Origin of the sequence: Chromobacterium aquaticum (assembly GCF_021129195.1) — a bacterium.
Lineage (GTDB): Bacteria > Pseudomonadota > Gammaproteobacteria > Burkholderiales > Chromobacteriaceae > Chromobacterium > Chromobacterium aquaticum.
Window position 1 is genome coordinate 1 of record NZ_JAJOHW010000138.1, and the last position, 19876, is coordinate 19876.

The following is a 19876-nucleotide window of genomic DNA, read 5'->3' on the forward strand; positions in this document are numbered from 1 at the left end:
CAGCGCGGCCACCGGCGCGGCCTTGGGCGCGGCGCTGGGCGCGGGCGGCGGCTATCTGTGGTCCAAGCATATGCAGGAGCAGAAGGCCGCGATGGAGCAGGCGACCAAGGGTTCGGGCGTCAGCGTCAGCCAGACCGCGGACAATCAACTGAAGCTGGACATCCCCAGCGATGTGTCTTTTGACGTGGGTCGCTATGATATCAAGCCCAATCTGCGGCCGATTCTCGATCGCTTCGCCGCTACCCTGAACCAGAATCCAGTGACCACGGTGAACATCGTCGGCCACACCGACAATACCGGTAGCAACGCGGTCAACGACCCCTTGTCGCTGAACCGTGCTCGCGCCACCCGCGACTACTTGACGGCGCATGGCGTGGCCGAGGGGCGCATCAGCATCGCCGGCCGCGGCTCGCATGAGCCGGTGGCCAGCAATGCCAGCGCCGCCGGGCGGGCCAAGAACCGGCGCGTGGAGATCTTCGTCGCCGAAGCGGCGCGCGGTTAGCCAGACGCCGCTTTGGCGGTATGTCAGGGGCGGACCGGCTTGCCGGTGCCGCCCTATTGCATGCACGGCGTGACCGGCGCTGTCGATTTGTTAAATTTGCAATGTAATTCGTAATGGACGGAGGACGGGGTTTGTTAGAATGTCGCCAATAAGCAAGAAGCAGATTCAGCATGGCGACAGATATTTATTCGCGCATCCGGCAGGCTGCGTTCGAACTGGTGGGCGAGGGCGTATGGCCCACGGTGTTGGAAGTGCGGGCCAGGATAGGCGCGGGCTCCAATACCACCATCAATAACACCCTGAAAGAATGGCGGCAGGAGTTCCTGTCGCGCGTGGCGGTGTCCTCGCGGCGGCCGGATTGGCCGGCCGGCCTGGCGGAAGCCTTCGAGCAGGTGTGGCAGCGGGCTTGCGACGAGGCGGACGGCCGGCTGGAATCGCTGCGCCAGGATGCGGAAACCGCGGTGGCCCAGGCGGCGGCGGAGACGCGGGAACTGGAGGCCGGGCTGGCCGCGCGCCAGGCCGAGTTGCAATCCGCCTTGCGCGAACTGGAACTGCGCGCCGCGCGGCTGGCGGACCTGGACGGGCGGCTGAAAGGCGAGGAAAGCCGGCGCCAGATGCTGGAGGAGTCGCAGCAGCAGATGGCGGCCCGCTTGGAGCAGGCGCGACAAGAGCAGGCGCAGGCGCGGCAACAGGCCGAGCAACGCCAGCAGGAACTGGAGCAGCGCGCCGAGCAGCGGGTGCTGGAAGCGCGCGAGGAAGCGGGCAGGCGTGAGAGCCTGGCCTATGAACGGCTGGAAGGCCTGCGTTTGCGGCTGTATGAGCAGATGGAGGAAGAGCGCCGCGCGATGCAGCAGGCGCAGGCGCGCCAGGAGGAGGCTTTGCGCCAGAGCCGGCGCGAGCTGACGCGGCAGGATGGCGAGTGGCGCGAGCGAATGGCCGAGCGCGAGCGCGACAATGGCCGACTGGAGGCGCGGCTGGAATTGCTGGAAGAGCGCAATGCGGCGCTGGAGCAGGATGTGTTGCGCCAGGCGGTGCAGCTGGAGCAGGCATCCGCGCGCTTGCTGGACATGGCGAGCGAGAACAGCCGGCTGGCCGGCGAAGTCAATCTGGGCGCGGAGCGGCAATTGGCGCGACTGGCGGAAGTCCTGGCCGGAGCGCGCCAGGAGTGGTCGGCGCTGGACGAGGCCGGGCTGCGCGAATGGCTGGGGCGGCAGCTGCAACTGCCCTTGCAGGTTTGAGCGGCCGGCGGCGCGCGTATTTCTACTAAGTGCTTGTCACAATGGCGGCCGGGTGCGGCTTTGCTAGTCTGTCGAGATGGGACAGTCCTGATGGAGAGCGAAATGTCATTCGGCGAATACTATCGGGCGCCGGCGTGGATCACGCTGCTGGCGCTGCTGCTGTGGTTTGGCCTGTGCTGGGCCGATGCCGGCTCCGCGCTGTCCGGTCTGTTGGCGATGATCAGCGGGAAGAACCTGATCGTTCTGTCCGGCCTGGCCTTGTTCTGGGGGCTGGAGCTGGCGTTGCGCCATCGCTCGCGGCCTGGCGCCGGGCATGGCCGGCATCACGCATGGCCCTAGTGGGTTGGGCTGGATGAGCAAAAGCGCGCCGCGGCGCGCTTTTTTCATGGGCGAGCGTCTGCTCAGAACAGGCGGGCGAGCGCGGCCGCGATGCGCTCCAGATACTCCGCGTCCACCGCGTCAAAGCTGGCCAGCTCGCTGGAATCGATGTCCAGCACCGCCGCCACTTCGCCGGCGGCATTGAACACGGGAAGCACGATTTCCGAGCGCGCGCTGGAGGAGCAGGCAATGTGGCCGGGGAAGGCGTCGACATCGTCCACCACCAGGGTTTTGCCGGCCTGCCAGGCGCTGCCGCACACGCCCTTGCCAAACGGGATGCGGGTGCAGGCGATAGGGCCCTGGAAGGGGCCGAGCACCAGTTGCTGGCCCTTGACCAGGTAGAAGCCGGTCCACAGCCAGTCGAAGCTGCTGTGCAGGGCGGCGCAGAGATTGGCCAGCGCGGCGATCTGGTCGGTCTCGGATTCAATCAGCGCCAGAGCTTGCGGCAATAGGGTTTGATAGCGCTCCTGCTTGTCGGCGCCTTGGATGATCAGGTGTTCTGCCATGGATGTCGTTGGGGTGGGACTGGGGAAAGCGACAGCATACACAGCGGCCGGGCAAAAAGAAAACGCCACCCGGAGGCGGCGCTGAGATAGGAGCCGGAGCGGCGGCGTCACATCATGTGCTGGCCGCCGTTCATCGCGACATTGGCGCCGGTGATGAAGCCTGCCTGCTCGGAGGCGAGGAAGGCGACCAGCGCGGCGATCTCCTCGGGCTTGCCCAGGCGGCCCACTGGAATCTGCGCGACGATCTTGTTGCGGGTTTCTTCCGGCACCGCCATCACCATGTCGGTGGCGATGTAGCCGGGGGAGATGGTGTTGACGGTCACGCCCTTGCGCGCAACTTCCTGCGCCAGCGCCATGGTGAAGCCATGCATGCCGGCCTTGGCCGCGGAGTAGTTGGTCTGGCCGAACTGCCCCTTCTGGCCGTTGATCGAGGAAATATTGATGATGCGGCCGAAGCCGCGCTCGCTCATGCCATCCACCACCGGTTTGGTCATATTGAACAGCGAATCCAGATTGGTGCGCAGCACCGCGTCCCAGTCGTCCTTGGTCTGCTTTTTGAAGCTGCAGTCGCGGGTGATGCCGGCATTGTTGACCAGCACGTCCACCGGCCCCAGATCCTTGGCCACCTGTTCGGCCAGCGTCTTGCAGGAGGCGGTGTCGCTGACATCGCATTGATAGGCGTGGATGTCATGCAGGCCCAGCCCCTTCATGTCGGCGAGCCAGGCCTGCTCGCGGCCGGACTTGCTGTAGGTGGTGACTACGATGTGACCGCTTTCGGCGAGCGCTTTGCAGATGGCGGTGCCAATGCCGCCCATGCCGCCGGTAACAAGTGCGATTCGCTTATTCATAGTGCTGGCTCCTTTATGGCTGTCTGTCTGGATATGCTTATGCGATACGGCTTTCGATCTCTTTTAGGGTAAGTGAATTACCGCTGTATGTGAATGGAATGTACGCACGCCTTACGTTACGGCCTGGACGGTGAAAGCTCATCCGTTAGGCGCCGCAACAAGGCTAGCCTGGGTCTGGTGATCAAGCCGGCGTCGCATGCAGCCATGATGGCACAGTTCGGCTCCACCCGGTGAGAACAGTTGTGGAAGCGGCATTGCCCTATCAGCGGGCGCATTTCCGGGAAGAAACGGGTCAGTTCCGTGGCCTTCAAATGCTTGAGGCCAAACTCCTGCAAGCCGGGGGAGTCGATCAGATGGCTGTCGGCGTCCAGGTGGTAGAGCGTGGCGTGGGTGGTGGTGTGGCGGCCGGAGTCCAGCGCGGTGGAAATGTCGCCGATGCGCGCGTTGGCATCCGGCAGCAGCGCATTGGTCAGCGTGGATTTGCCCATGCCGGACTGGCCGACGAAGACGCTGGTCTGGCCTTGCAGCAAGGGCAGCAGCGGCGCGACGTCCTGCTTGGCCGACAGCGTGACCAGCTGGTAGCCCAGTTGCCGGTACAGCTCCAGCTTCTGCAGCAAGCCGGCGGTTTCCGGCAGGTCGGACTTATTGACCACGATGACGGGATCGATGTCGCCGGCCTCGGCGGCGATCAGGCAGCGGCCCAGCAACTCTTCGTTGGGACTGGGCACGGCGGCGATGACGAACAGGATGCGGGTCACATTGGCGGCGATGACCTTGGTTTTCCAGTCGTCCTGGCGGTAGAGCAGGCTGCGGCGCTCTTGCGAGCGCTCGATGACCGCCTGTTCCTTGTTCTGCACCAGGATGTCCACCCAATCGCCGCAAGCGAAATCAACGCGTTTGCCGCGGGTGGTGCAATCGTAAACCTGGCCGCCGGATTCGACGATGAAGCGGCGGCCATGGCTGCGGATGATTTGTCCGGTCTGACCTGTCATGGGCGGGCCAGCAGTGCTTCGGTCTTGGCCGCGCAGATGAAGTCGTTCAAGGTCAGGCCGCCGGCGTCGTGGGTGCTGAAGTTGACGACGGCGCGGTTGTAATGCACCGACAGGTCCGGGTGATGGTCTTCGCGGTGAGCGATCCAGGCCAGCGCGTTGACGAAGGCCATGGTGTCGTGGAAGTTGGCGAAGGGGAAGGTCTTGGTCAGTTCGATGCCGCGGATGCTCCAGCCGGGCAGCGCGCCCATCAGCTGATTGATGGTGCTGGCCGCCAGCGGGCTGGCGCCGTGTTGGGCTTCGCAGGACAGTTCGAGCAGGTTCATGTCAGCGGTTTCCTTGTAAGTGGTTGATGCGCAGCGCGGCGGGCGGATGCGAGTCGTAGAAAGCGGAGTGCAGCGGGTCCGGCGTCAGCGTGGAGGCGTTGTCGCGATACAGCTTGACCAGGGCGGACACCAGTTTGCCGGCGTCGGTTTCGCTGGCGGCGAAATCGTCGGCCTCGTATTCGTGGCGGCGCGACAGGCCGCTGGACAGCGGCGTGAACGGGAAAGTGAAGGCCGGCGCCACGGTGAAGAACAGGATCAGCGCCATCGCGGTGCTGGGCGTGGCAACGCCGAGGCCGGCGTAGAACCACGGCGCGTCCAGCAACTGCCCCAGCAGGAATAGGAAGGCCAGCGACAACGCGAAGGCCAGCGCGATGCGCTTGACGATGTGGCGGCGCTTGAAGTGGCCTAGCTCGTGCGCCAGCACCGCTTCGATTTCAGCGTGGTCCAGCTGTTTGAGCAGGGTGTCGAAAAACACGATGCGCTTGCCGGCGCCAAAGCCGGTGAAGTAGGCGTTGCCGTGGCTGGAGCGGCGGGAGCCGTCCATCACGAACACGCCCTGGCTCTGGAAGCCGGCGCGTTGCAGCAGCGCTTCGATGCGCGCCTTGAGCTCCAGGTCTTCCAGTGGGGTGAATTTATTGAACAGCGGCGCGATCAGCGTCGGGTAGATCGCCACCATCAGCAGCTGGAAGCCGGTCCAGACCAGCCAGACCCACAGCCACCACAGCGGGCCGGAAATGTCCATCAGCCACAGCACTAGCGCCACCAACGGCAAGCCGATGACGGCGCCCAGCAGCAGGCCCTTGATCTGGTCGATGATGAACAGCTTGGGGGTGGTCTTGTTGAAGCCGAAGCGGGCCTCGATGCCGAAGGTGGAGTACAGGCTGAGCGGAAAGCTGACGCAGCCGGTCAGCGCCGCCACGCCCACGATCAGCAGCAGGCCGGACGGCAGCGGCGAGACGCCTGCTGCGGCCACGGCGCCGGCCAGCCATTGCAGTACGCCGCCGAAGGTCAGCGCCAGGATCACCACGCAGTCCAGCACGGCGGAAAATAGGCCGAAACGGGTCTTGGCGATGCAATAATCGGCGGCCAGCTGGTGTTGTTGCAAGGCGATGGCGTCGCGAAACGCGGCCGGCACTTCGGCGCGGTGGCGGGCGATGTGGCGGATGTGGCGCCAGCCCAGCCAGAGTTTCAGGGCGAGGGTGGCCGCCAGCGCGGCAAGAAAGAGAGAGCTGAATGCCTCGGTCATCGGGGTCCGTTATCTGCGTCAGGTTTGCCGCCAGCGCGGCAATGAAGGAAAATGGCAGGGTTTTGCAAAGATTGGCAAGTATGACACAAGATCAAATGAACCTCATCTGGCTCGACATGGAAATGACGGGCCTGAATCCAGAGACCGACCGCATCATCGAAGTGGCGATGATCGTGACCGACAGCCAGCTGAACGTGGTGGCGGAATCACCAGTGCTGGTGATTCACCAGCCGGACGCGGTGCTGGACGGCATGGATGACTGGAACAAGAATACCCATGGCAAGAGCGGCCTGATCGAAAAGGTCAAGGCGTCCACGCTGGGCGAAGCCGAGGCCGAGCAGATCCTGCTGGATTTCATGGCCCAGCACGTGCCGCCGCGGATCACGCCGATGTGCGGCAACACCATCCACCAGGACCGACGCTTCATGGTGCGCTGGATGCCCAAGCTGGAGGAGTATTTCCATTATCGCAATCTGGACGTGTCCACGCTGAAAGAGTTGTGCAAGCGCTGGAAGCCGGAAGTGGCGCGCGGGGTGGTCAAGCGCGGCAAGCACGAGGCGCTGGCGGACATCCTGGAGTCGATCGAGGAGTTGCGTTACTACCGCGAGCATTTCCTCAAGCTGTAAGCGAGGGTGTTGTTCCGCGGGGGCGGCTCGGTAAGAGGGCTTGCCCCTTTATTATTGGCAAATCTCATTCCAGCGGCAATCCATATGGCTTCGCAACGCAGTTCCGACATTAATTCCACCCGGGTCTGGGCCCGGCTGCATCAACATCAGCGCGCAACCCGGCACATGCATATGCGTGAGCTGTTCGATGCCGATCCGCAGCGTTTCCAGCGCTTTTCGCTGGAGCTGGACGGCCTGTTGCTGGACTACTCCAAGAACCGCATCACCGAGCGCACGCTGGAACTGCTGTTCGAACTGGCGCGGGAGGCCGACCTGGCCGGCTGGATGGAAAGGATGCGCGGCGGCGAGCGCATCAATGTCAGCGAGGACCGCGCGGTGCTGCATACCGCCTTGCGCCTGCCTGCCGGCGAACGGCTGGAGCTGGACGGCTGTGAACTGGTGGCCGAGGTGCAGGCGGTGCTGCAGCGAATGCGTGTTTTCAGCGAACAGGTGCGCGGCGGCGAGTGGAAAGGCTTCAGCGGCCGGCGCATCCGCCATGTGGTCAATCTGGGCATAGGCGGCTCCGATCTGGGGCCGCTGATGGTGAAGGAGGCGCTGGCCGCGTATGCGACGCCGGAGCTTGAGGTGCATTTCGTCTCCAATGTCGACGGCGCCCACATCGCCGGCACCTTGCAGCGGCTGGACCCCGCCGAAACCCTGTTCATCGTCGCCTCCAAATCCTTCACCACGCCGGAGACGCTGCTGAACGCGCAGGCTGCGCGGCAGTGGTTTCTGCAGGCCGGCGGCGAGGCCGACATCGCGCGCCATTTCGTCGCGGTATCCACCAATCTGCCCGCGGTGCAGGCCTTCGGCATCGATCCCGCGCATATGTTCGGCTTCTGGGACTGGGTGGGAGGGCGCTATTCCACCTGGTCGGCGATAGGTCTGCCAGTGATGCTGGCGATAGGTTTCGACCATTTCCAGGAGTTCCTGGCCGGCGGTCACGCGATGGACCAGCACTTCTTCAGCGCGCCGTTCGCCGCCAATATGCCGGTGCTGCTGGCCTTGATCGGCATCTGGTACAACACCTTCTACCGCGCCCACACCCATGCCATCATGCCTTACGATCATGGCCTGCGCCGGCTGCCGGCCCATGTGCAGCAATTGGACATGGAGTCCAACGGCAAGCGCGTCGGCCGTTACGGCGAGGCGCTGGACTTCGATACCGGGCCGGTGATCTGGGGCGAAGAGGGCGCCAACAGCCAGCACGCCTTCTTCCAGCTGCTGCATCAAGGCACGCGGCTGGTGCCTTGCGATTTCATCATTCCAATGCGCAGCCATTACGCCGTCGGCGAGCAGCATCAGGTGTTGGTGGCCAACTGCCTGGCCCAGACCGAGGCCTTGATGCGCGGCAAGAGCGAGGCCGAGGCAATGCGTGAATTGGCGCATCTGCCGGGCGAGCAGCTGGACATGCTGTTGCCGCAGAAGCTGTTTCCCGGCAATCAGCCGTCCAACACCCTGGCGCTGGACGCGGTGACGCCGCGCGGCGTGGGCATGCTGCTGGCCTTGTATGAACACAAGGTTTTTGTGCAGGGCGTGATCTGGGGCATCAATTCCTTTGATCAATGGGGCGTGGAGTACGGCAAGCAACTGGCGCGCCGCATCCTGCCGGAACTGGGCGCGGCCGACGACGCGCTGGCGCACGACAGCTCCACCAATGGCCTGATCCGTCATTTCAAAACGCGGCGAAGCTGAGAGGATGGTCATGCAAGAAAGCCTGGAATTGGCTCGCCGCTTGGGCGAGCGTCTGCTGGCGGCGGGCGAGAGCGTCGCCGCGGCCGAATCCTGCACCGGCGGCATGATAGCCGCGGCCTTGACCGATATCGCCGGCAGCTCGGCCTGGTTCGGCTATGGCGTGGTCACTTACAGCAATGAGGCCAAGCAGCGCCTGCTGCAGGTGGATGAGCGCGCCTTGCGCGAGCATGGCGCGGTCAGCGAGGCGGTGGTGCGGCAGATGGCGGTCGGCGCGCGGAAACTGTCCGGCGCGGATTGGAGCGTGGCGGTGTCCGGCGTCGCCGGCCCCGGCGGCGGCACGGCGGCCAAGCCGGTGGGCCTGGTCTGGTTCGGCCTGGCCGGTCCGGATGGCTGGAGCGAGGCCTTCAGCTGTCGCTTCGACGGCGACCGCGCGCAGGTGCGCGCTCAGACGGTGATCCGTGCCTTGCAGCGTTTGGACGAGTTGCTGGCCGCGCGCAGTCGCTCGGCTTAATCCTCGTTTTCCGGTTTCTTGCGCGCGCGCGGGTGCGCGTCGTCGTAGACCTTGGCCAGATGCTGAAAGTCCAGCGCGGTGTAGATCTGGGTGCTGGACAGATTGGCGTGGCCCAGCAGCTCCTGCACCGCGCGCAAATCGCCGGAAGACTGCAGCAAGTGCGAGGCAAACGAGTGGCGCAGCATATGCGGATGCACATGCTGCTGAGCGCCGGTCTTGATCGCCCAGTCGCGCAGGCGCTTTTCCACCTGGCGTCCGCCCAGCCGTCCGCCATGGCGGGCGATGAATAGCGCGTTTTCCCCCGCGGCCGCCTGGCGTTGCGCCAGCCATTGTTGCAAGCAGGCGCGCGCCGTGGCGCCCAACGGTGTTATCCGCGTTTTGCCGCCCTTGCCGCGCACGCGCAGCAAGTCGTCGGAGAAGTCGATGTCTTCCAGGTTCAATCCCACCGCTTCAGACAGCCGCAGCCCGCAGCAGTAGATCAGCTCGAATAGCGCGCGATCGCGGACGGATAGCGGATCGGCATCGTCTATCCGGTCCAGCAGCGCCGCGGTGCTATCCACCGGCAGCGCCTTGGGCAGCGGTTTGTCCTGCTTGGGCGCGCGCAGGCCCAGGCTGGGGTCGTCCGGGCGCTGCGCGCTGTCCAACAGCCATTGGTAGAAGCGGCGCCAGGCGGACAGCTTGCGCGCCAGGCTGCGGCTATGCAGCCCTTGGGCGTGCAGCTTGGCCAGCGCCTTGCGCAGTTGGCCGGCCTCGGCCTGCGGCAGCGGCGTGGGGGCGAGCATGGCCGCCAATTGCTCCAGGTCGCGTAGGTAGGCCGCGCTGGTGTGGCCGCTGCGGCCGGCCAGCGCCAGCGAGGCGGCGAAGCGATCCAGGTGTTCCATCTCAGCGGCGCAGCTTGGCCATCTGCATCAGCCGCTCGAACAGTTGCAAGTCCTGTTCGTTCTTCAGCAAGGCGCCGGCCAAGGGCGGCGGCGCGTTGTCCTGATGGTGTCGTTTCAGCGCATCGGCGTCCATGCCTTCGGCGGTCAGCAGCTTCAGCCAGTCCAGCAGCTCCGAGGTGCTGGGCTTTTTCTTCAGGCCGGGCAGCTCGCGGATGGAGAAGAACACCTCCAGCGCCTCGCTGACCAGTTGCTGGCGCAGCGCGGGAAAGTGGACATCGACGATGGCCTGCATGGTATCCCGTTCCGGGAAGCGGATGTAATGGAAAAAGCAGCGGCGCAGAAACGCGTCCGGTAGCTCTTTCTCATTGTTGGACGTGATGATGATGATGGGGCGTTGGCGCGCGCGCACGAATTCCTGGGTTTCGTGCACGAAGAATTCCATCTGGTCCAGCTCGCGCAGCAGGTCATTGGGGAATTCGATGTCGGCCTTGTCGATCTCGTCGATCAGCAGCACCGGCGCGGTGTCCGCGTCGAAGGCCTGCCACAGCTTGCCCTTGACGATGTAGTTGCGGATGTCGTGCACGCGGGCGTCGCCCAGCTGCGAGTCGCGCAGCCGCGACACCGCGTCGTATTCATACAAGCCGTGCTGGGCCTTGGTGGTGGATTTGATCGGCCAGACTATCAGCTCGCGGCCCAGGCTGTGGGCTACTTCCTCGGCCAGCATGGTCTTGCCGGTGCCGGGCTCGCCCTTGATCAGCAGCGGACGTTCCAGCGTGACGGCGGCGTTGACCGCCATCATCAGGTCTTCGGTGGCGATGTAGTTTTCGGTTCCGGAAAATCGGGTATTGCTCGTCATGGGTGACAGGGGCTTCGAAATGGCCACGGCAGCCGCCTGGGCGGCTGCTGTGGCTTGGAAAGAGGTTAACGGGCGAATTCGCGTTCCAGGTCGTCCAGCGAAATGCCCCAGCTTTTCATCATATGGCTCAGCAGCGCCATTTCCGGCTCGCTGATGGTGCCGTCGGACTTGCTGATGTCCATGGCCAGCACGCAGGCCAGCACGCGTTTGCGGCGATCTGTGATTTCGGTCAGCAGGCCGTTGATGCGCTCGGCGTCCAGCAGGCGGATGGTGCCGTCGTCGCCGGCTTCGTCGGAGACGTCGTCGCAGTAGTCGACCAATACCTTGGTGAATTGTTTGCGCGGCAGGCCGATCAGGTCATAGACGTGCAGTTTATCCAGCAGCTCCAGTTCGCGCGGGTCCATATTGCCGTCCGTGATCATGAACATGGCCAGCAAGCGAGCCAGCGCTTCCGGGCTGTTGAGCGCGTATTTTCTCATGACGTCTTTCCTTTATTCTGATGTGACGCCAAGCCGGGCCAGAAACACTGGGGGCATGGCGGCAAGCTTGCGGCAGGCATAGTCGAAAAAAACGATGCCAGTCTTCAATCTTGCCACTTCTTTCCCGGTTTTGTCATTGCTTGCCTGATAGAGCAAATCGAAACCGCGCGGACCGATGTCGGCGACGGCGAGGCCAAAGCGCAGCACATCGCCGTGAAAGGCTTCCGCGCGATAGCAGACGGCGGTGTCCGCCACCACGATGCCCAACCCTTCGACGCTGAGCTCGTGGGCATAGCCTAGACTTTGAAAGAAGCGTAGCCGTGCCTCGTGGGCCAGGCGCAGCACGGCGTCGTTGCCGAGGTGGCCGCCGTAGTTGATGTCGCCGATGCGGACATCGACGCGGGTTTCGAAGGTGAAGCGCTCGGGCAGCTCAAGCTTGATTCTGGGCATGATATAGGCTTTGGGCGAGTCGTTTAACTTGCTTGTTTGTCTTAATCTGGGTCAACAGTACGGTAGCATGGTTTGATAGACTGAAAGTGTAAGGCAAATACAACAAGGAGCAGAGTCATGTATCAGCGCATTTTCGTACCGGTGGATGATAGCGAAACCTCCAATCTGGCGTTGCACGAGGCGTGCCAGCTGGCCAAGGAAGTGGGGGCCAGCCTGAAGCTGGTGCATGTGGTGGACCTGGCGCAGTTTGGCTGGGGCGGTACCGAGTTCCTCGACGCGACCGAACTGCAGAAGTCGATCAAGCAGGCCGGCGAGCAGGTGCTGGGGCAGGCGGGGGCCAAGGCCAAGGAGCTGGGCGTGGAGGCGGATTGCAAGATACTCGAGAGCTGGGGCGACAAGATCGCCGCGGTGCTGGTGGATGAGGCCGGCTCCTGGGGTGCCGATTTGATAGTGATGGGTACCCATGGTTGGAGCGGTTTGATGCATTTGCTAATGGGCAGCGTGGCGGAAGGGGTGCTGAAACTGGCGGACGTGCCGGTCTTGCTGGTGCGCAATCCTGGTGACTAGGCCGATGGCATGCGAGCCGCGCCGCTTTGGCGCGCGCGGCGCGTAGTTGCTTGTCGGACAATTCGAGTGAAAAAATAAAGCCAGCCGGCATTGCTGCGGGCTGGCTTTGTCGCGCGGGAGCCGCTTAGTTGGCGGTGACTTCCACGCTGCCGTCCTGGGCTTCCAGCTTGGTGCGAACCGCTTTGCGCAGGCTCTTGTACAGGTCCGGGTGGGTTTCCTTGAGGTATTCGACGATTTCGAAGTCCTCGCGACGCACCTTGGACAGGTCGATCTGCTCCACATGCACCAGGCGCAACAGTTCGCGCACCGGCTTTGGCATGTTGCGGCCGCTTTCGTAGCGGGAACCGCCGGATTGGGTCACGCCGATGCGGCTCCAGAACTCTTGCTGGTTCAGGCCGAGCTTGCGGCGGATTTCACGCGGGTTGGGGATTTTTTCAAACAGTTTCATTGAGTGTTCCTCTCAGTATCAAAGAATATTGGTTCTAATATTTTTTTAGGTTCGTGCCCTGCACCCTAAAAATAGCAAAAAAAATCCATCAGGAATAATTCTGATGCAAAAAAGTTCATGAAGTTCCGTTAAGCACGAACTTCGTTTTTTGCAATGTTAGTGGCTTCTTATTGTCAAGGACAATGGGATTTGCAGGGCGAGACGCGAAAAGATACTGCGTGGTCGCTTTTTTGTAAAGCGTTTCGGCATCTGAGACAGAAAATAAAGGGGAGGGGCGGCGAGCCTGACCCCCGGCACTTGCGCTAAATAACTGTGGCTGCTTCCTTCCGGACCTGACCAGGTTCGCTATCGCGCAATGCGGGGAGACCCGCCTCAAGAGAAGACGCATTCTAGCGATAAGCGGCGGCTTTGCCAAGCGCGGCGTGCGTTTTTATTGCCGGCGCGGCGGTTGCCGAAGCGGCGGCGGCAAGGCAGACTTGGCTGCATCCTATAACGAGAGTCCGGCAAGACCCCCGTGTGCGGCCGGCGCAAGCCGCGCGGCGTCGGAGTTGGCGGTCTCTTCAAACACCATGGCAAGGCTTGGGAGAGCGAGATGTCTCAATCGGCGCAAGAACTGTTGGCGGAACTGGTCCGCTTCGATACCACCAGCCGGTATTCCAATCTGCAATTGATCGAATGGGCGCGCGATTATCTGCTGCGGCTGGGCGTGGAGGCCACGCTGACCTTCAACGACGATGGCGGCAAGGCCAATCTGTTCGCCCGCATCGGCGCGCCGGAGTTGCCGGTGGTGTTGCTGTCCGGGCATTCCGACGTGGTGCCGGTGGATGGGCAGGTCTGGGACAGCGATCCTTTCGCGCTGACCGACAAGGGCGATGGCCGGTTGTATGGCCGCGGCTCCGCCGATATGAAGGGCTTTATCGCCTGCGTGCTGTCCTTGGCGCCGTGGTTTGTCGAGTTGGCACAGGGCGGGAAGCTGCGCCAGGCGATCGGCATCGCGCTGTCCTATGACGAGGAGGTGGGTTGCCTGGGCGTGGGGCGGATGATAGACCGGCTGGTGGCCGATGGCGTGCAGGTGTCCGGCTGCATCGTTGGCGAACCCACCAGCATGCAGCCGGTGATCGCGCACAAGGGCATCGCGCATTATCTGTGTAAGGTGAGCGGCCGCGCCGCGCACTCTTCGCTGACGCCGCAGGGTGTCAACGCGATCGAATTCGCCGCGCGGCTGATCACCCATATCCGCAAGCTGGCGGACGCCGAGGCTTCGTTCGGGCATCGCCAGTCCTTATATGATGTGCCGTTCACTACCCTGCAGACTGGGACCATCAGCGGTGGCACCGCTTGCAATATCGTGCCCAAGGATTGCGAATTCATGTTCGAGTGCCGCTGGCTGCCCGGCGACAGCCCGGAGCGCTTTGTCGATTCGGTCAAGGATTACGCCGCCACCTTGCTGCTGGAAATGCGTGAAGTGGCGCCGGAGGCGGATGTCCAGATCCAGCCTGTGGTGTACAGCCCGGCTTTCGAATCGTCGGAAGACAGCGCGGTACGTCGTATCGTGGCGCGCTTGTGCGGCTGCGACGGCGGCAAGGGCGTCGCCTACACCACCGAGGCCGGGCTGTTCAGCGAGGCCGGCATCCCCTGCGTGGTGTTGGGTCCGGGCAACATCGAGCAGGCGCATCGACCCGATGAATACATTGAAATAGAGCAATTGCGGCAGTGTTTGGCCTGGTTGCGGCGCTTAGGGGATGAGCTGACGCAAGAACCGTGAAGATTTTTTTGCGCTGATGGCCGAATGGCCGCAAAATCGCTGCCGGCGACAAGCCAAACACTCAAGTTGCCCGCCAGGGGGATCCCTTAGGCGGGCTTGTTTTATGGTGGCGTGAGAAGCGGCGCAATGCCCGCCGGGCTTGGCCGGCACTGGCGTCGCGGCAGTCAGAAAGAAAAAATAAATGAGTCAGAACGTGGGATCTGTACGGCAGGGAGGCGTGGCCAAGTCGCGAGACGGCTTCACCTCCAGCTTTGGCGTATTGGCGGCGACCCTCGGTTCCGCCGTGGGCCTCGGCAATATCTGGAAATTTCCTTACTTGACCGGCACCAATGGCGGCGCCGGTTTCTTGGTGGTGTACGTGCTGGCCACCTTGCTGGTGGGCCTGCCGGTGATGATCGCCGAGATCATGTTGGGCCGTAAGGCCAAGAGCGACGCGGTGAGCGCGCTGAAGACGCTGGCGCCGGCCGGGCAGCCCTGGTGGCTGATCAGCGCCTTCGGCGTGCTGGCGGCCTTCCTGATCATGGCCTTCTATTCCGAAGTGGCGGCCTGGGTGTTCGCCTATGTGTTCAAATCGCTGGGCGGCGGCCTGTTGTCCAGCGATCCCAAGGTGACTTCTCAAGCGTTCAACGCCTTGATTTCCGATCCGCTGCAGTCCTTGCTGTGGCAATGGCTGGTGCTGCTGTTGATCGGCGGCATCCTGCTGATGGGAGTGTCCAAGGGCATCGAGGCGGTGACCAAGAAGCTGATGCCGCTGTTGTTCCTGCTGCTGCTGGTGATAGGCGCGCGCAGCCTGATGCTGCCTGGTGCGGCCAAGGGCCTGGACTTCCTGTTCACCCCGGACTTCTCCAAGATCAGCGGCGCGGTGGTGCTGACCGCGGTGGGCCTGGCCTTCTTCAAGCTGTCCATAGGCATGGGCACCATGATTACCTACGGCAGCTATTTCCGCGATGACCAGAACATCCCGGTCACCACCTTCCGGGTGATGTGCGCCGACCTGTTCGTATCCATTCTGGCCGGCATCGCCATCTTCCCGGCGGTGTTCGCCTTCGGCTTCGAGCCGGCGGCCGGTCCGTCGCTGCTGTTCATCACCATCCCGGCGGTGTTCGCCAGCATGCCCTTGGGCAATGTGTTCATGGTGGCCTTCTTCGTGCTGGCCGCGATCGCCGCCACCGGCGCGATGCTGTCGATTCTGGAGGTGCCGGTGTCGGTGTTCAGCGAGCGTTTCGGCATCAGCCGCGTCAAGGCCACGCTGATCAATCTGCTGCTGCTGGCGCTGGTGGGCGCCGGCTGCGCGCTGTCCAACAGCACGCTGTCCGGCTTCAAGCTGTTCGGCATGACCTTGTTCGATCTGTTCGACTTCGTGACCTCCAATCTGCTGATGCCCATGGGTGGCATCTTCCTGTGCCTGTTCGTCGGCTGGGTATGGGGCTTCGAGCGTCTGAAGCAGGCCTTGAGCAATCAGGGCGCGCTGCGCAACGAGGGTTTGCTCAAGGCGCTGTTCTTCGTGCTGCGCTATGTGTCGCCTTTGTTGATCCTGGTGGTGATGCTGAAGGGCCTGGGCGCGATTTGAGGCCAGGTTGTCCAGTAGAAAAAGGAGCCGAGAGGCTCCTTTTTTCATGCGGCTTGTCGCCGGCTCAGGGCTGGCTGGCGTCGTCTTCCGGAATCACCACCGGCGGCGCGGTGAAACCGTTCAGTTCCCGGGCGTTTTTTTCCAACAGCAGCACGATGCTGGTGTTGAGGGCGCCGAAGGTCCAGCTGATCAGGAAGAATACCGAATAGGCCGACAGCTTGTCGTTGAACAGCGTTTTGCCGTGTAGGCTGAGCTCGGCCGGGTCGAAGATGGAGAAGAACACCCCTGTCGCTAGTATGGCGATGATGAAGGAGGGCCAGAACAGCAAGATGCCTTTTTTCATGAGTCATGCTCCTGTGGCTGCCGTGCTTGGAGGCAAGTGGGTGGCTGATGTCAGGGTAATGGCCGGACGGCGCGCTGTCAAAACGCCGCCGCGCCGGACGGCGGCCCGTGACGTGGTTCTCCATGTTAGACTGTGCTTATCCGGTTTTTCTTGTCCGGCCGGCCAGCTTGCCGCTGGGTCCGGTCGTTGCGTTAAGTAATGGAGCCCCGCATGACCTCTTCGATCTTCTCCGCCGTAGAACTGGCGCCGCGCGACCCTATCCTGGGCCTGAATGAAGCATTCAACGCCGATACCCGCACCACCAAGGTGAATCTGGGCGTGGGTGTTTATTCCGACGACAACGGCAAGATTCCGCTGCTGGCGGCGGTGAAGGCCGCGGAGAAGGCGCGTCTGGAAGCGATGCCGCCGCGCGGCTACCAGCCCATCGAAGGCGCGCAGGCTTACGACAGCGCGGTGCAGAACCTGTTGTTCGGCGCGGACAGCGAGTTGATCAAGGCGGGGCAGGTGGTGACCGCTCAAGCGCTGGGCGGCACCGGCGCGCTGAAAATCGGCGCGGACTTCTTGAAGCGCCTGAATCCGGCGGCCAAGGTTTATATCAGCAACCCGAGCTGGGAAAACCACCGCGCGCTGTTTGAATCCGCCGGCTTCGAGGTGGAGAACTACCCGTATTACGACGCGGCCACTCGCGGCGTCGATTTCGACGGCATGCGCGCCTTCCTGGCGCAGCTGCCGGCCGGCTCCATCATCGTGCTGCACGCCTGCTGCCACAACCCCACCGGCGCCGACCTGTCCGACGCGCAATGGGCCGAGGTGGTGCAGGTCTGCCGCGAGCGCGGCCTGGTGCCCTTCCTGGACATGGCCTACCAGGGCTTTGCCGACGGCATCGACGCCGATGCCGTCGCCGTGCGCCTGTTCTCGGCCTCCGGCCTGCAGTTCTTCGTGTCCAGCTCCTTCTCCAAGAGCTTCTCGCTGTACGGCGAGCGCGTCGGCGCCTTGTCCATCGTCACCGCCGGCAAGGAAGAATCCGCGCGGGTGTTGTCGCAACTCAAGCGCGTGATCCGCACCAACTACTCCAATCCGCCGATTCATGGCGGCGCGGTGGTGGCAGCGGTGCTGTCCAATCCCGAGCTGCGCCAGATGTGGGAAGACGAACTGGCTGGCATGCGCGACCGTATCCGCGCGATGCGCACCGGCCTGGTGGAGGCGATCAAGGCCGAAGGCGTGGCCCAGGACTTCTCCTTCGTCGCCAAGCAGCGCGGCATGTTCTCCTACACCGGGCTGAGCGCGGCCCAGGTCGAGCGCCTGCGCGCCGAATTCGGCATCTACGCGGTGTCCACCGGCCGCATCTGCCTGGCGGCGCTGAACAGCAAGAACCTGGGCTATGTCGCCTCCGCCATTGCTCAAGTGGTGAAGGCGGACTGAACCTGGCCGGTTTTGCGTCCAAGCATTGCCAAGCCCCGCAGGTCGGGGCTTTTTTTCAACCGGGCCGGCCATCGGCCATAGTCGAGGAGCACATCATGCAACTGCATAGCCGCAGTTTTCAGCAAGGGGAGCGCATTCCAGGCCGCTTGGCCTTCTGCGTGCCGGACGCGGGCAGCCATGTCGCCTTGTCCGACAACCTCAATCCGCACCTGGCTTGGAGCGGCGCGCCGGAGGGCACGCTCTCGTTCGCGTTGCTGTGCCATGACCCGGATGTGCCGTCGCGCGGCGACGATGTCAACCAGGAGGGCAGGGAAGTGCCGGCGGAACTGCCGCGTGTGGACTTCTATCATTGGCTGCTCTTGGATATTCCCGCCGAGCAGTCTGAAATCGCCGAGGGCGGCCACAGCGTTGGCGTCAGCGCGCGCGGCAAAAGCGGGCCAGAGGCGCCGCAGGGCCTGCGCCATGGCATCAACGACTACACCGGCTGGTTTGCCGGCGATACGGCAATGGCTGGCGATTACTACGGTTACGATGGCCCCTGCCCGCCGTGGAACGACAGCCTGGAACATCGCTACGTTTTCACCCTGTACGCGCTGGATGTGGCCAAGCTGCCGGTATCCGGCGCGCTGACGCCGGCCAATGTGCTGGCGGCGCTGTCCGGCCATGTGTTGGCGTCGGCCAGCCTGAGCGGGCGCTATACGCTAAATCCGCGTTTGCTGTAATCGTCCCGCAATGTAAAGAAGTGGCAAAAAGGACAGTTTGCCTATCTCACGGCGCGGCGGCCTCTGGCAAGGGATTGCAGTGTGGCAATGAAATGCAGCATGATGTTGCGGCGTTTGCTGTCTTGGCGGCGAATTAGCTCGGCGGAAGCGGTGCAGCGCTCCCGTTAGGCGGCGGACGATAACAACATCAAAGGGGATTAACTGTCATGGTTGCAAACACTGTTAAAGACAAGCTGCCTGCCGCCGCATTGGCGACCGGCGCGTTTGACGCGGACGATGCCGATGTGCGCAACAATCTGGGGCTGATGGGGCTGTTGGACGTGAATTCCGGCGATGGCCGCTACCGTCTGACCGCGACGCTGGAACCGGAAGTCGAAGGCGTGGACGATGTCCAGGCCTGGGTGCTGGAGATGGAGTTGGTGACCCTGGCCACCGGCCAGGTGCTGCGCTGCAAGCAGGCCGGCGTCGCCTATGCCGGCCCCACGCCCGGCAGCCATTTGCGCCGCTTGTTGGCCAACGGCCAATTGCAGGGTTATCTGCAGCAGGCCGCCTAGACGGGTCGTTCCGCAGCGATAAATTAAGCCGCCGCCTTGTGCCGCGGCTTATTTTTTTGCCCGCGGCCAGAGGGCGCGCCGATGTGTGTCTGCCGCGAGCGCTATAAAAAACGGTACAATCGCCGCTGTCGGCCCGCCGTAGGTCTGGGCTGTCCGTTAATTTTCGACATCGTCAGAGGTTGTGAACTGTGTGGTTCGTGCTGTGTTTGCTGCTGTTGCTGCTGGGCGTGCTGGCTTGGCTGACGTATACCGGACATGTGTCCGTGTCCGAGTGGACCCGAAAGCTGGATAGTCTGCTGGGCGTGTCGCCGACGGAGCGGCATGAGCCGGATTACTTCGCCGAAGAGCCCGCTGTCGAGCGGTCCGCCGCGTCAGCCTGGACCCCGCCGGCGGAACCCGAGGCCGTCGCGCCGCGCGCCGAGCCGCCGCGCCGCGTCGTCGAGGAAAGCCCGGTTGAGCGCTCCGCGCCGATGGAGCGCGAAACCATAGTATTGCCCAAGCGACAAGCGGCCCCGCCACAGCCCGCGCCGGAACTGCCGACGCTGGAGTTGTCGCGTGAATACCGCAAGCGGCAGCGCCAGCCGGCGGCGGAGCCGCAAGCCAAGGATTTGCCGGTGATAGGCCTGCACGAGCTGCAGAGCAATCTGCAGTCCGACTACCGTCGCCGCCAGGCTGGCCGTGCGCTGTCGCAAAGCGTCAAGGAACAGGACGGCGCGGCGTTGCCACTGATCGATCCCAGCGAAGTGCGCGAGCAATTGCGTCATATCCATTCCAAGCGCGGTAAAACCATGGTCGCGCCGTCCGCGCCCATGTTGCGACCGCTGCTCGCCAAGTCGCAAGAGCCGGTGGCGGAGCCGCAAATCGTGCCGCCACCGGTGGTGCGGCATGAGCTGCCGGCCAGCGCGCGGCCGGCGC

At 63.5% G+C, this 19876-nt stretch carries 23 protein-coding genes, 1 other RNA gene and 1 pseudogene; 13 read left to right on the plus strand and 12 right to left on the minus strand.

What is annotated here, in order from left to right; all coding sequences use genetic code 11:
• The 3 genes from LQT98_RS19645 to LQT98_RS19655 form a co-directional block, all read left to right on the plus strand.
• The coding region (locus LQT98_RS19645; RefSeq protein ID WP_231464518.1) for an OmpA family protein at positions 1-502 on the plus strand (502 nt) is incomplete at its 5' end.
• 170 nt (positions 503-672) lie between these two features.
• The gene (locus LQT98_RS19650; protein ID WP_048410669.1) at positions 673-1740 is read left to right on the plus strand and encodes a DNA-binding protein; all 1068 of its coding nucleotides are present in this window, start codon (positions 673-675) and stop codon (positions 1738-1740) included.
• A gap of 102 nt (positions 1741-1842) precedes the next feature.
• Entirely contained in the window at positions 1843-2079 is a 237-nt protein-coding gene (locus LQT98_RS19655; protein WP_048410668.1) for a hypothetical protein, read from the plus strand.
• Positions 2080-2141: 62 nt separating this feature from the next.
• On the opposite strand, the gene LQT98_RS19660 is transcribed toward LQT98_RS19655, so the two are convergent.
• The 5 genes from LQT98_RS19660 to LQT98_RS19680 all read right to left on the minus strand — a co-directional run bounded on the left by LQT98_RS19660 (position 2142) and on the right by LQT98_RS19680 (position 6033).
• Positions 2142-2624, minus strand: coding sequence for a GAF domain-containing protein (locus LQT98_RS19660; RefSeq protein ID WP_048410667.1), 483 nt, complete (start codon positions 2622-2624; stop codon positions 2142-2144).
• A 107-nt stretch (positions 2625-2731) separates the two neighbouring features.
• Positions 2732-3472, minus strand: a complete 741-nt coding sequence (gene phbB / locus LQT98_RS19665; RefSeq protein WP_048410666.1) for an acetoacetyl-CoA reductase — start codon at positions 3470-3472, stop codon at positions 2732-2734.
• Positions 3473-3588: 116 nt separating this feature from the next.
• Entirely contained in the window at positions 3589-4464 is an 876-nt protein-coding gene (rsgA, locus tag LQT98_RS19670; protein WP_231464521.1) for a ribosome small subunit-dependent GTPase A, read from the minus strand.
• Positions 4461-4787 (minus strand): 4a-hydroxytetrahydrobiopterin dehydratase, encoded by a 327-nt coding sequence (locus LQT98_RS19675; RefSeq protein ID WP_048410664.1) that lies wholly within the window; start codon positions 4785-4787, stop codon positions 4461-4463. The genes rsgA and LQT98_RS19675 overlap by 4 nt, the downstream gene beginning before the upstream one ends.
• 1 nt (position 4788) lies before the next feature.
• The gene (locus LQT98_RS19680) at positions 4789-6033 is read right to left on the minus strand and encodes a M48 family metallopeptidase (protein ID WP_231464524.1); all 1245 of its coding nucleotides are present in this window, start codon (positions 6031-6033) and stop codon (positions 4789-4791) included.
• A gap of 80 nt (positions 6034-6113) precedes the next feature.
• Here LQT98_RS19680 and orn point away from each other — a divergent pair, with 80 nt between their 5' ends.
• The 3 genes from orn (at position 6114) to LQT98_RS19695 (ending at position 8904) form a co-directional block, all read left to right on the plus strand.
• Positions 6114-6659: an oligoribonuclease gene (orn, locus tag LQT98_RS19685; protein ID WP_048410662.1), complete on the plus strand. Its 546-nt coding sequence runs from the start codon at positions 6114-6116 to the stop codon at positions 6657-6659.
• An 84-nt stretch (positions 6660-6743) separates the two neighbouring features.
• Positions 6744-8393 (plus strand): glucose-6-phosphate isomerase, encoded by a 1650-nt coding sequence (gene pgi, locus LQT98_RS19690; RefSeq protein ID WP_231464527.1) that lies wholly within the window; start codon positions 6744-6746, stop codon positions 8391-8393.
• A 22-nt stretch (positions 8394-8415) separates the two neighbouring features.
• Positions 8416-8904 (plus strand): CinA family protein, encoded by a 489-nt coding sequence (locus LQT98_RS19695; RefSeq protein WP_369799209.1) that lies wholly within the window; start codon positions 8416-8418, stop codon positions 8902-8904.
• On the opposite strand, the gene xerC is transcribed toward LQT98_RS19695, so the two are convergent.
• The 4 genes from xerC to LQT98_RS19715 form a co-directional block, all read right to left on the minus strand.
• Positions 8901-9785 (minus strand): tyrosine recombinase XerC, encoded by an 885-nt coding sequence (gene xerC, locus LQT98_RS19700; protein WP_231464529.1) that lies wholly within the window; start codon positions 9783-9785, stop codon positions 8901-8903. The two genes, LQT98_RS19695 and xerC, sit on opposite strands and share 4 nt — an antisense overlap.
• Position 9786: 1 nt before the next feature.
• A complete protein-coding gene (locus LQT98_RS19705) occupies positions 9787-10641 on the minus strand; it encodes an AAA family ATPase (RefSeq protein ID WP_231464531.1) in 855 nt (284 codons plus the stop codon).
• Positions 10642-10706: 65 nt separating this feature from the next.
• Positions 10707-11120 carry a TerB family tellurite resistance protein gene (locus LQT98_RS19710; protein WP_048410658.1) on the minus strand — a complete coding sequence of 138 codons (414 nt, stop codon included), beginning with the start codon at positions 11118-11120 and terminating at the stop codon, positions 10707-10709.
• Between the two features lie 12 nt (positions 11121-11132).
• Entirely contained in the window at positions 11133-11570 is a 438-nt protein-coding gene (locus tag LQT98_RS19715) for an acyl-CoA thioesterase (RefSeq protein WP_048410657.1), read from the minus strand.
• A 117-nt stretch (positions 11571-11687) separates the two neighbouring features.
• Between LQT98_RS19715 and LQT98_RS19720 the strand changes: the two genes are divergently transcribed.
• Positions 11688-12137, plus strand: a complete 450-nt coding sequence (locus tag LQT98_RS19720; protein WP_048410656.1) for a universal stress protein — start codon at positions 11688-11690, stop codon at positions 12135-12137.
• Positions 12138-12261: 124 nt separating this feature from the next.
• Here LQT98_RS19720 and LQT98_RS19725 read toward each other — a convergent pair whose 3' ends face one another.
• Positions 12262-12585, minus strand: a complete 324-nt coding sequence (locus LQT98_RS19725) for a helix-turn-helix domain-containing protein (RefSeq protein ID WP_231464534.1) — start codon at positions 12583-12585, stop codon at positions 12262-12264.
• Between the two features lie 273 nt (positions 12586-12858).
• Positions 12859-12957, minus strand: an RNA gene (gene ffs, locus LQT98_RS19730) — signal recognition particle sRNA small type.
• Positions 12958-13177: 220 nt separating this feature from the next.
• On the opposite strand from ffs, the gene argE reads away from it, so the two are divergent.
• Both argE and LQT98_RS19740 read left to right on the plus strand, forming a co-directional pair.
• On the plus strand, positions 13178-14350 hold the full coding sequence (gene argE, locus LQT98_RS19735; protein WP_231464536.1) for an acetylornithine deacetylase: 1173 nt from the start codon (positions 13178-13180) through the stop codon (positions 14348-14350).
• 181 nt (positions 14351-14531) lie between these two features.
• Positions 14532-15920, plus strand: coding sequence for a sodium-dependent transporter (locus LQT98_RS19740; protein WP_048410654.1), 1389 nt, complete (start codon positions 14532-14534; stop codon positions 15918-15920).
• Positions 15921-15984: 64 nt separating this feature from the next.
• On the opposite strand, the gene LQT98_RS19745 is transcribed toward LQT98_RS19740, so the two are convergent.
• Positions 15985-16263, minus strand: a complete 279-nt coding sequence (locus tag LQT98_RS19745; protein WP_048410653.1) for a hypothetical protein — start codon at positions 16261-16263, stop codon at positions 15985-15987.
• A gap of 222 nt (positions 16264-16485) precedes the next feature.
• Between LQT98_RS19745 and LQT98_RS19750 the strand changes: the two genes are divergently transcribed.
• The 4 genes and pseudogenes from LQT98_RS19750 to LQT98_RS19765 all read left to right on the plus strand — a co-directional run.
• Positions 16486-17685: an amino acid aminotransferase gene (locus tag LQT98_RS19750; protein ID WP_331282572.1), complete on the plus strand. Its 1200-nt coding sequence runs from the start codon at positions 16486-16488 to the stop codon at positions 17683-17685.
• Positions 17686-17780: 95 nt separating this feature from the next.
• The gene (locus LQT98_RS19755; RefSeq protein WP_048410651.1) at positions 17781-18407 is read left to right on the plus strand and encodes a YbhB/YbcL family Raf kinase inhibitor-like protein; all 627 of its coding nucleotides are present in this window, start codon (positions 17781-17783) and stop codon (positions 18405-18407) included.
• Between the two features lie 206 nt (positions 18408-18613).
• Entirely contained in the window at positions 18614-18961 is a 348-nt protein-coding gene (locus LQT98_RS19760; RefSeq protein WP_156183901.1) for a hypothetical protein, read from the plus strand.
• Positions 18962-19149: 188 nt separating this feature from the next.
• Positions 19150-19876, plus strand: a pseudogene (locus tag LQT98_RS19765) (cell division protein FtsK); the annotation flags it as partial.

Coding starts and splice junctions, on each gene's coding strand:
- LQT98_RS19650 (WP_048410669.1), top strand. CDS start 673: ATGGCGACAGATATTTATTCGCGCATCCGGCAGGCTGCGTTCGAACTG.
- LQT98_RS19655 (WP_048410668.1), top strand. CDS start 1,843: ATGTCATTCGGCGAATACTATCGGGCGCCGGCGTGGATCACGCTGCTG.
- LQT98_RS19660 (WP_048410667.1), bottom strand. CDS start 2,624: ATGGCAGAACACCTGATCATCCAAGGCGCCGACAAGCAGGAGCGCTAT.
- phbB (WP_048410666.1), bottom strand. CDS start 3,472: ATGAATAAGCGAATCGCACTTGTTACCGGCGGCATGGGCGGCATTGGC.
- rsgA (WP_231464521.1), bottom strand. CDS start 4,464: ATGACAGGTCAGACCGGACAAATCATCCGCAGCCATGGCCGCCGCTTC.
- LQT98_RS19675 (WP_048410664.1), bottom strand. CDS start 4,787: ATGAACCTGCTCGAACTGTCCTGCGAAGCCCAACACGGCGCCAGCCCG.
- LQT98_RS19680 (WP_231464524.1), bottom strand. CDS start 6,033: ATGACCGAGGCATTCAGCTCTCTCTTTCTTGCCGCGCTGGCGGCCACC.
- orn (WP_048410662.1), top strand. CDS start 6,114: ATGACACAAGATCAAATGAACCTCATCTGGCTCGACATGGAAATGACG.
- pgi (WP_231464527.1), top strand. CDS start 6,744: ATGGCTTCGCAACGCAGTTCCGACATTAATTCCACCCGGGTCTGGGCC.
- xerC (WP_231464529.1), bottom strand. CDS start 9,785: ATGGAACACCTGGATCGCTTCGCCGCCTCGCTGGCGCTGGCCGGCCGC.
- LQT98_RS19705 (WP_231464531.1), bottom strand. CDS start 10,641: ATGACGAGCAATACCCGATTTTCCGGAACCGAAAACTACATCGCCACC.
- LQT98_RS19710 (WP_048410658.1), bottom strand. CDS start 11,120: ATGAGAAAATACGCGCTCAACAGCCCGGAAGCGCTGGCTCGCTTGCTG.
- LQT98_RS19715 (WP_048410657.1), bottom strand. CDS start 11,570: ATGCCCAGAATCAAGCTTGAGCTGCCCGAGCGCTTCACCTTCGAAACC.
- LQT98_RS19720 (WP_048410656.1), top strand. CDS start 11,688: ATGTATCAGCGCATTTTCGTACCGGTGGATGATAGCGAAACCTCCAAT.
- LQT98_RS19725 (WP_231464534.1), bottom strand. CDS start 12,585: ATGAAACTGTTTGAAAAAATCCCCAACCCGCGTGAAATCCGCCGCAAG.
- argE (WP_231464536.1), top strand. CDS start 13,178: ATGTCTCAATCGGCGCAAGAACTGTTGGCGGAACTGGTCCGCTTCGAT.
- LQT98_RS19740 (WP_048410654.1), top strand. CDS start 14,532: ATGAGTCAGAACGTGGGATCTGTACGGCAGGGAGGCGTGGCCAAGTCG.
- LQT98_RS19745 (WP_048410653.1), bottom strand. CDS start 16,263: ATGAAAAAAGGCATCTTGCTGTTCTGGCCCTCCTTCATCATCGCCATA.
- LQT98_RS19755 (WP_048410651.1), top strand. CDS start 17,781: ATGCAACTGCATAGCCGCAGTTTTCAGCAAGGGGAGCGCATTCCAGGC.
- LQT98_RS19760 (WP_156183901.1), top strand. CDS start 18,614: ATGGTTGCAAACACTGTTAAAGACAAGCTGCCTGCCGCCGCATTGGCG.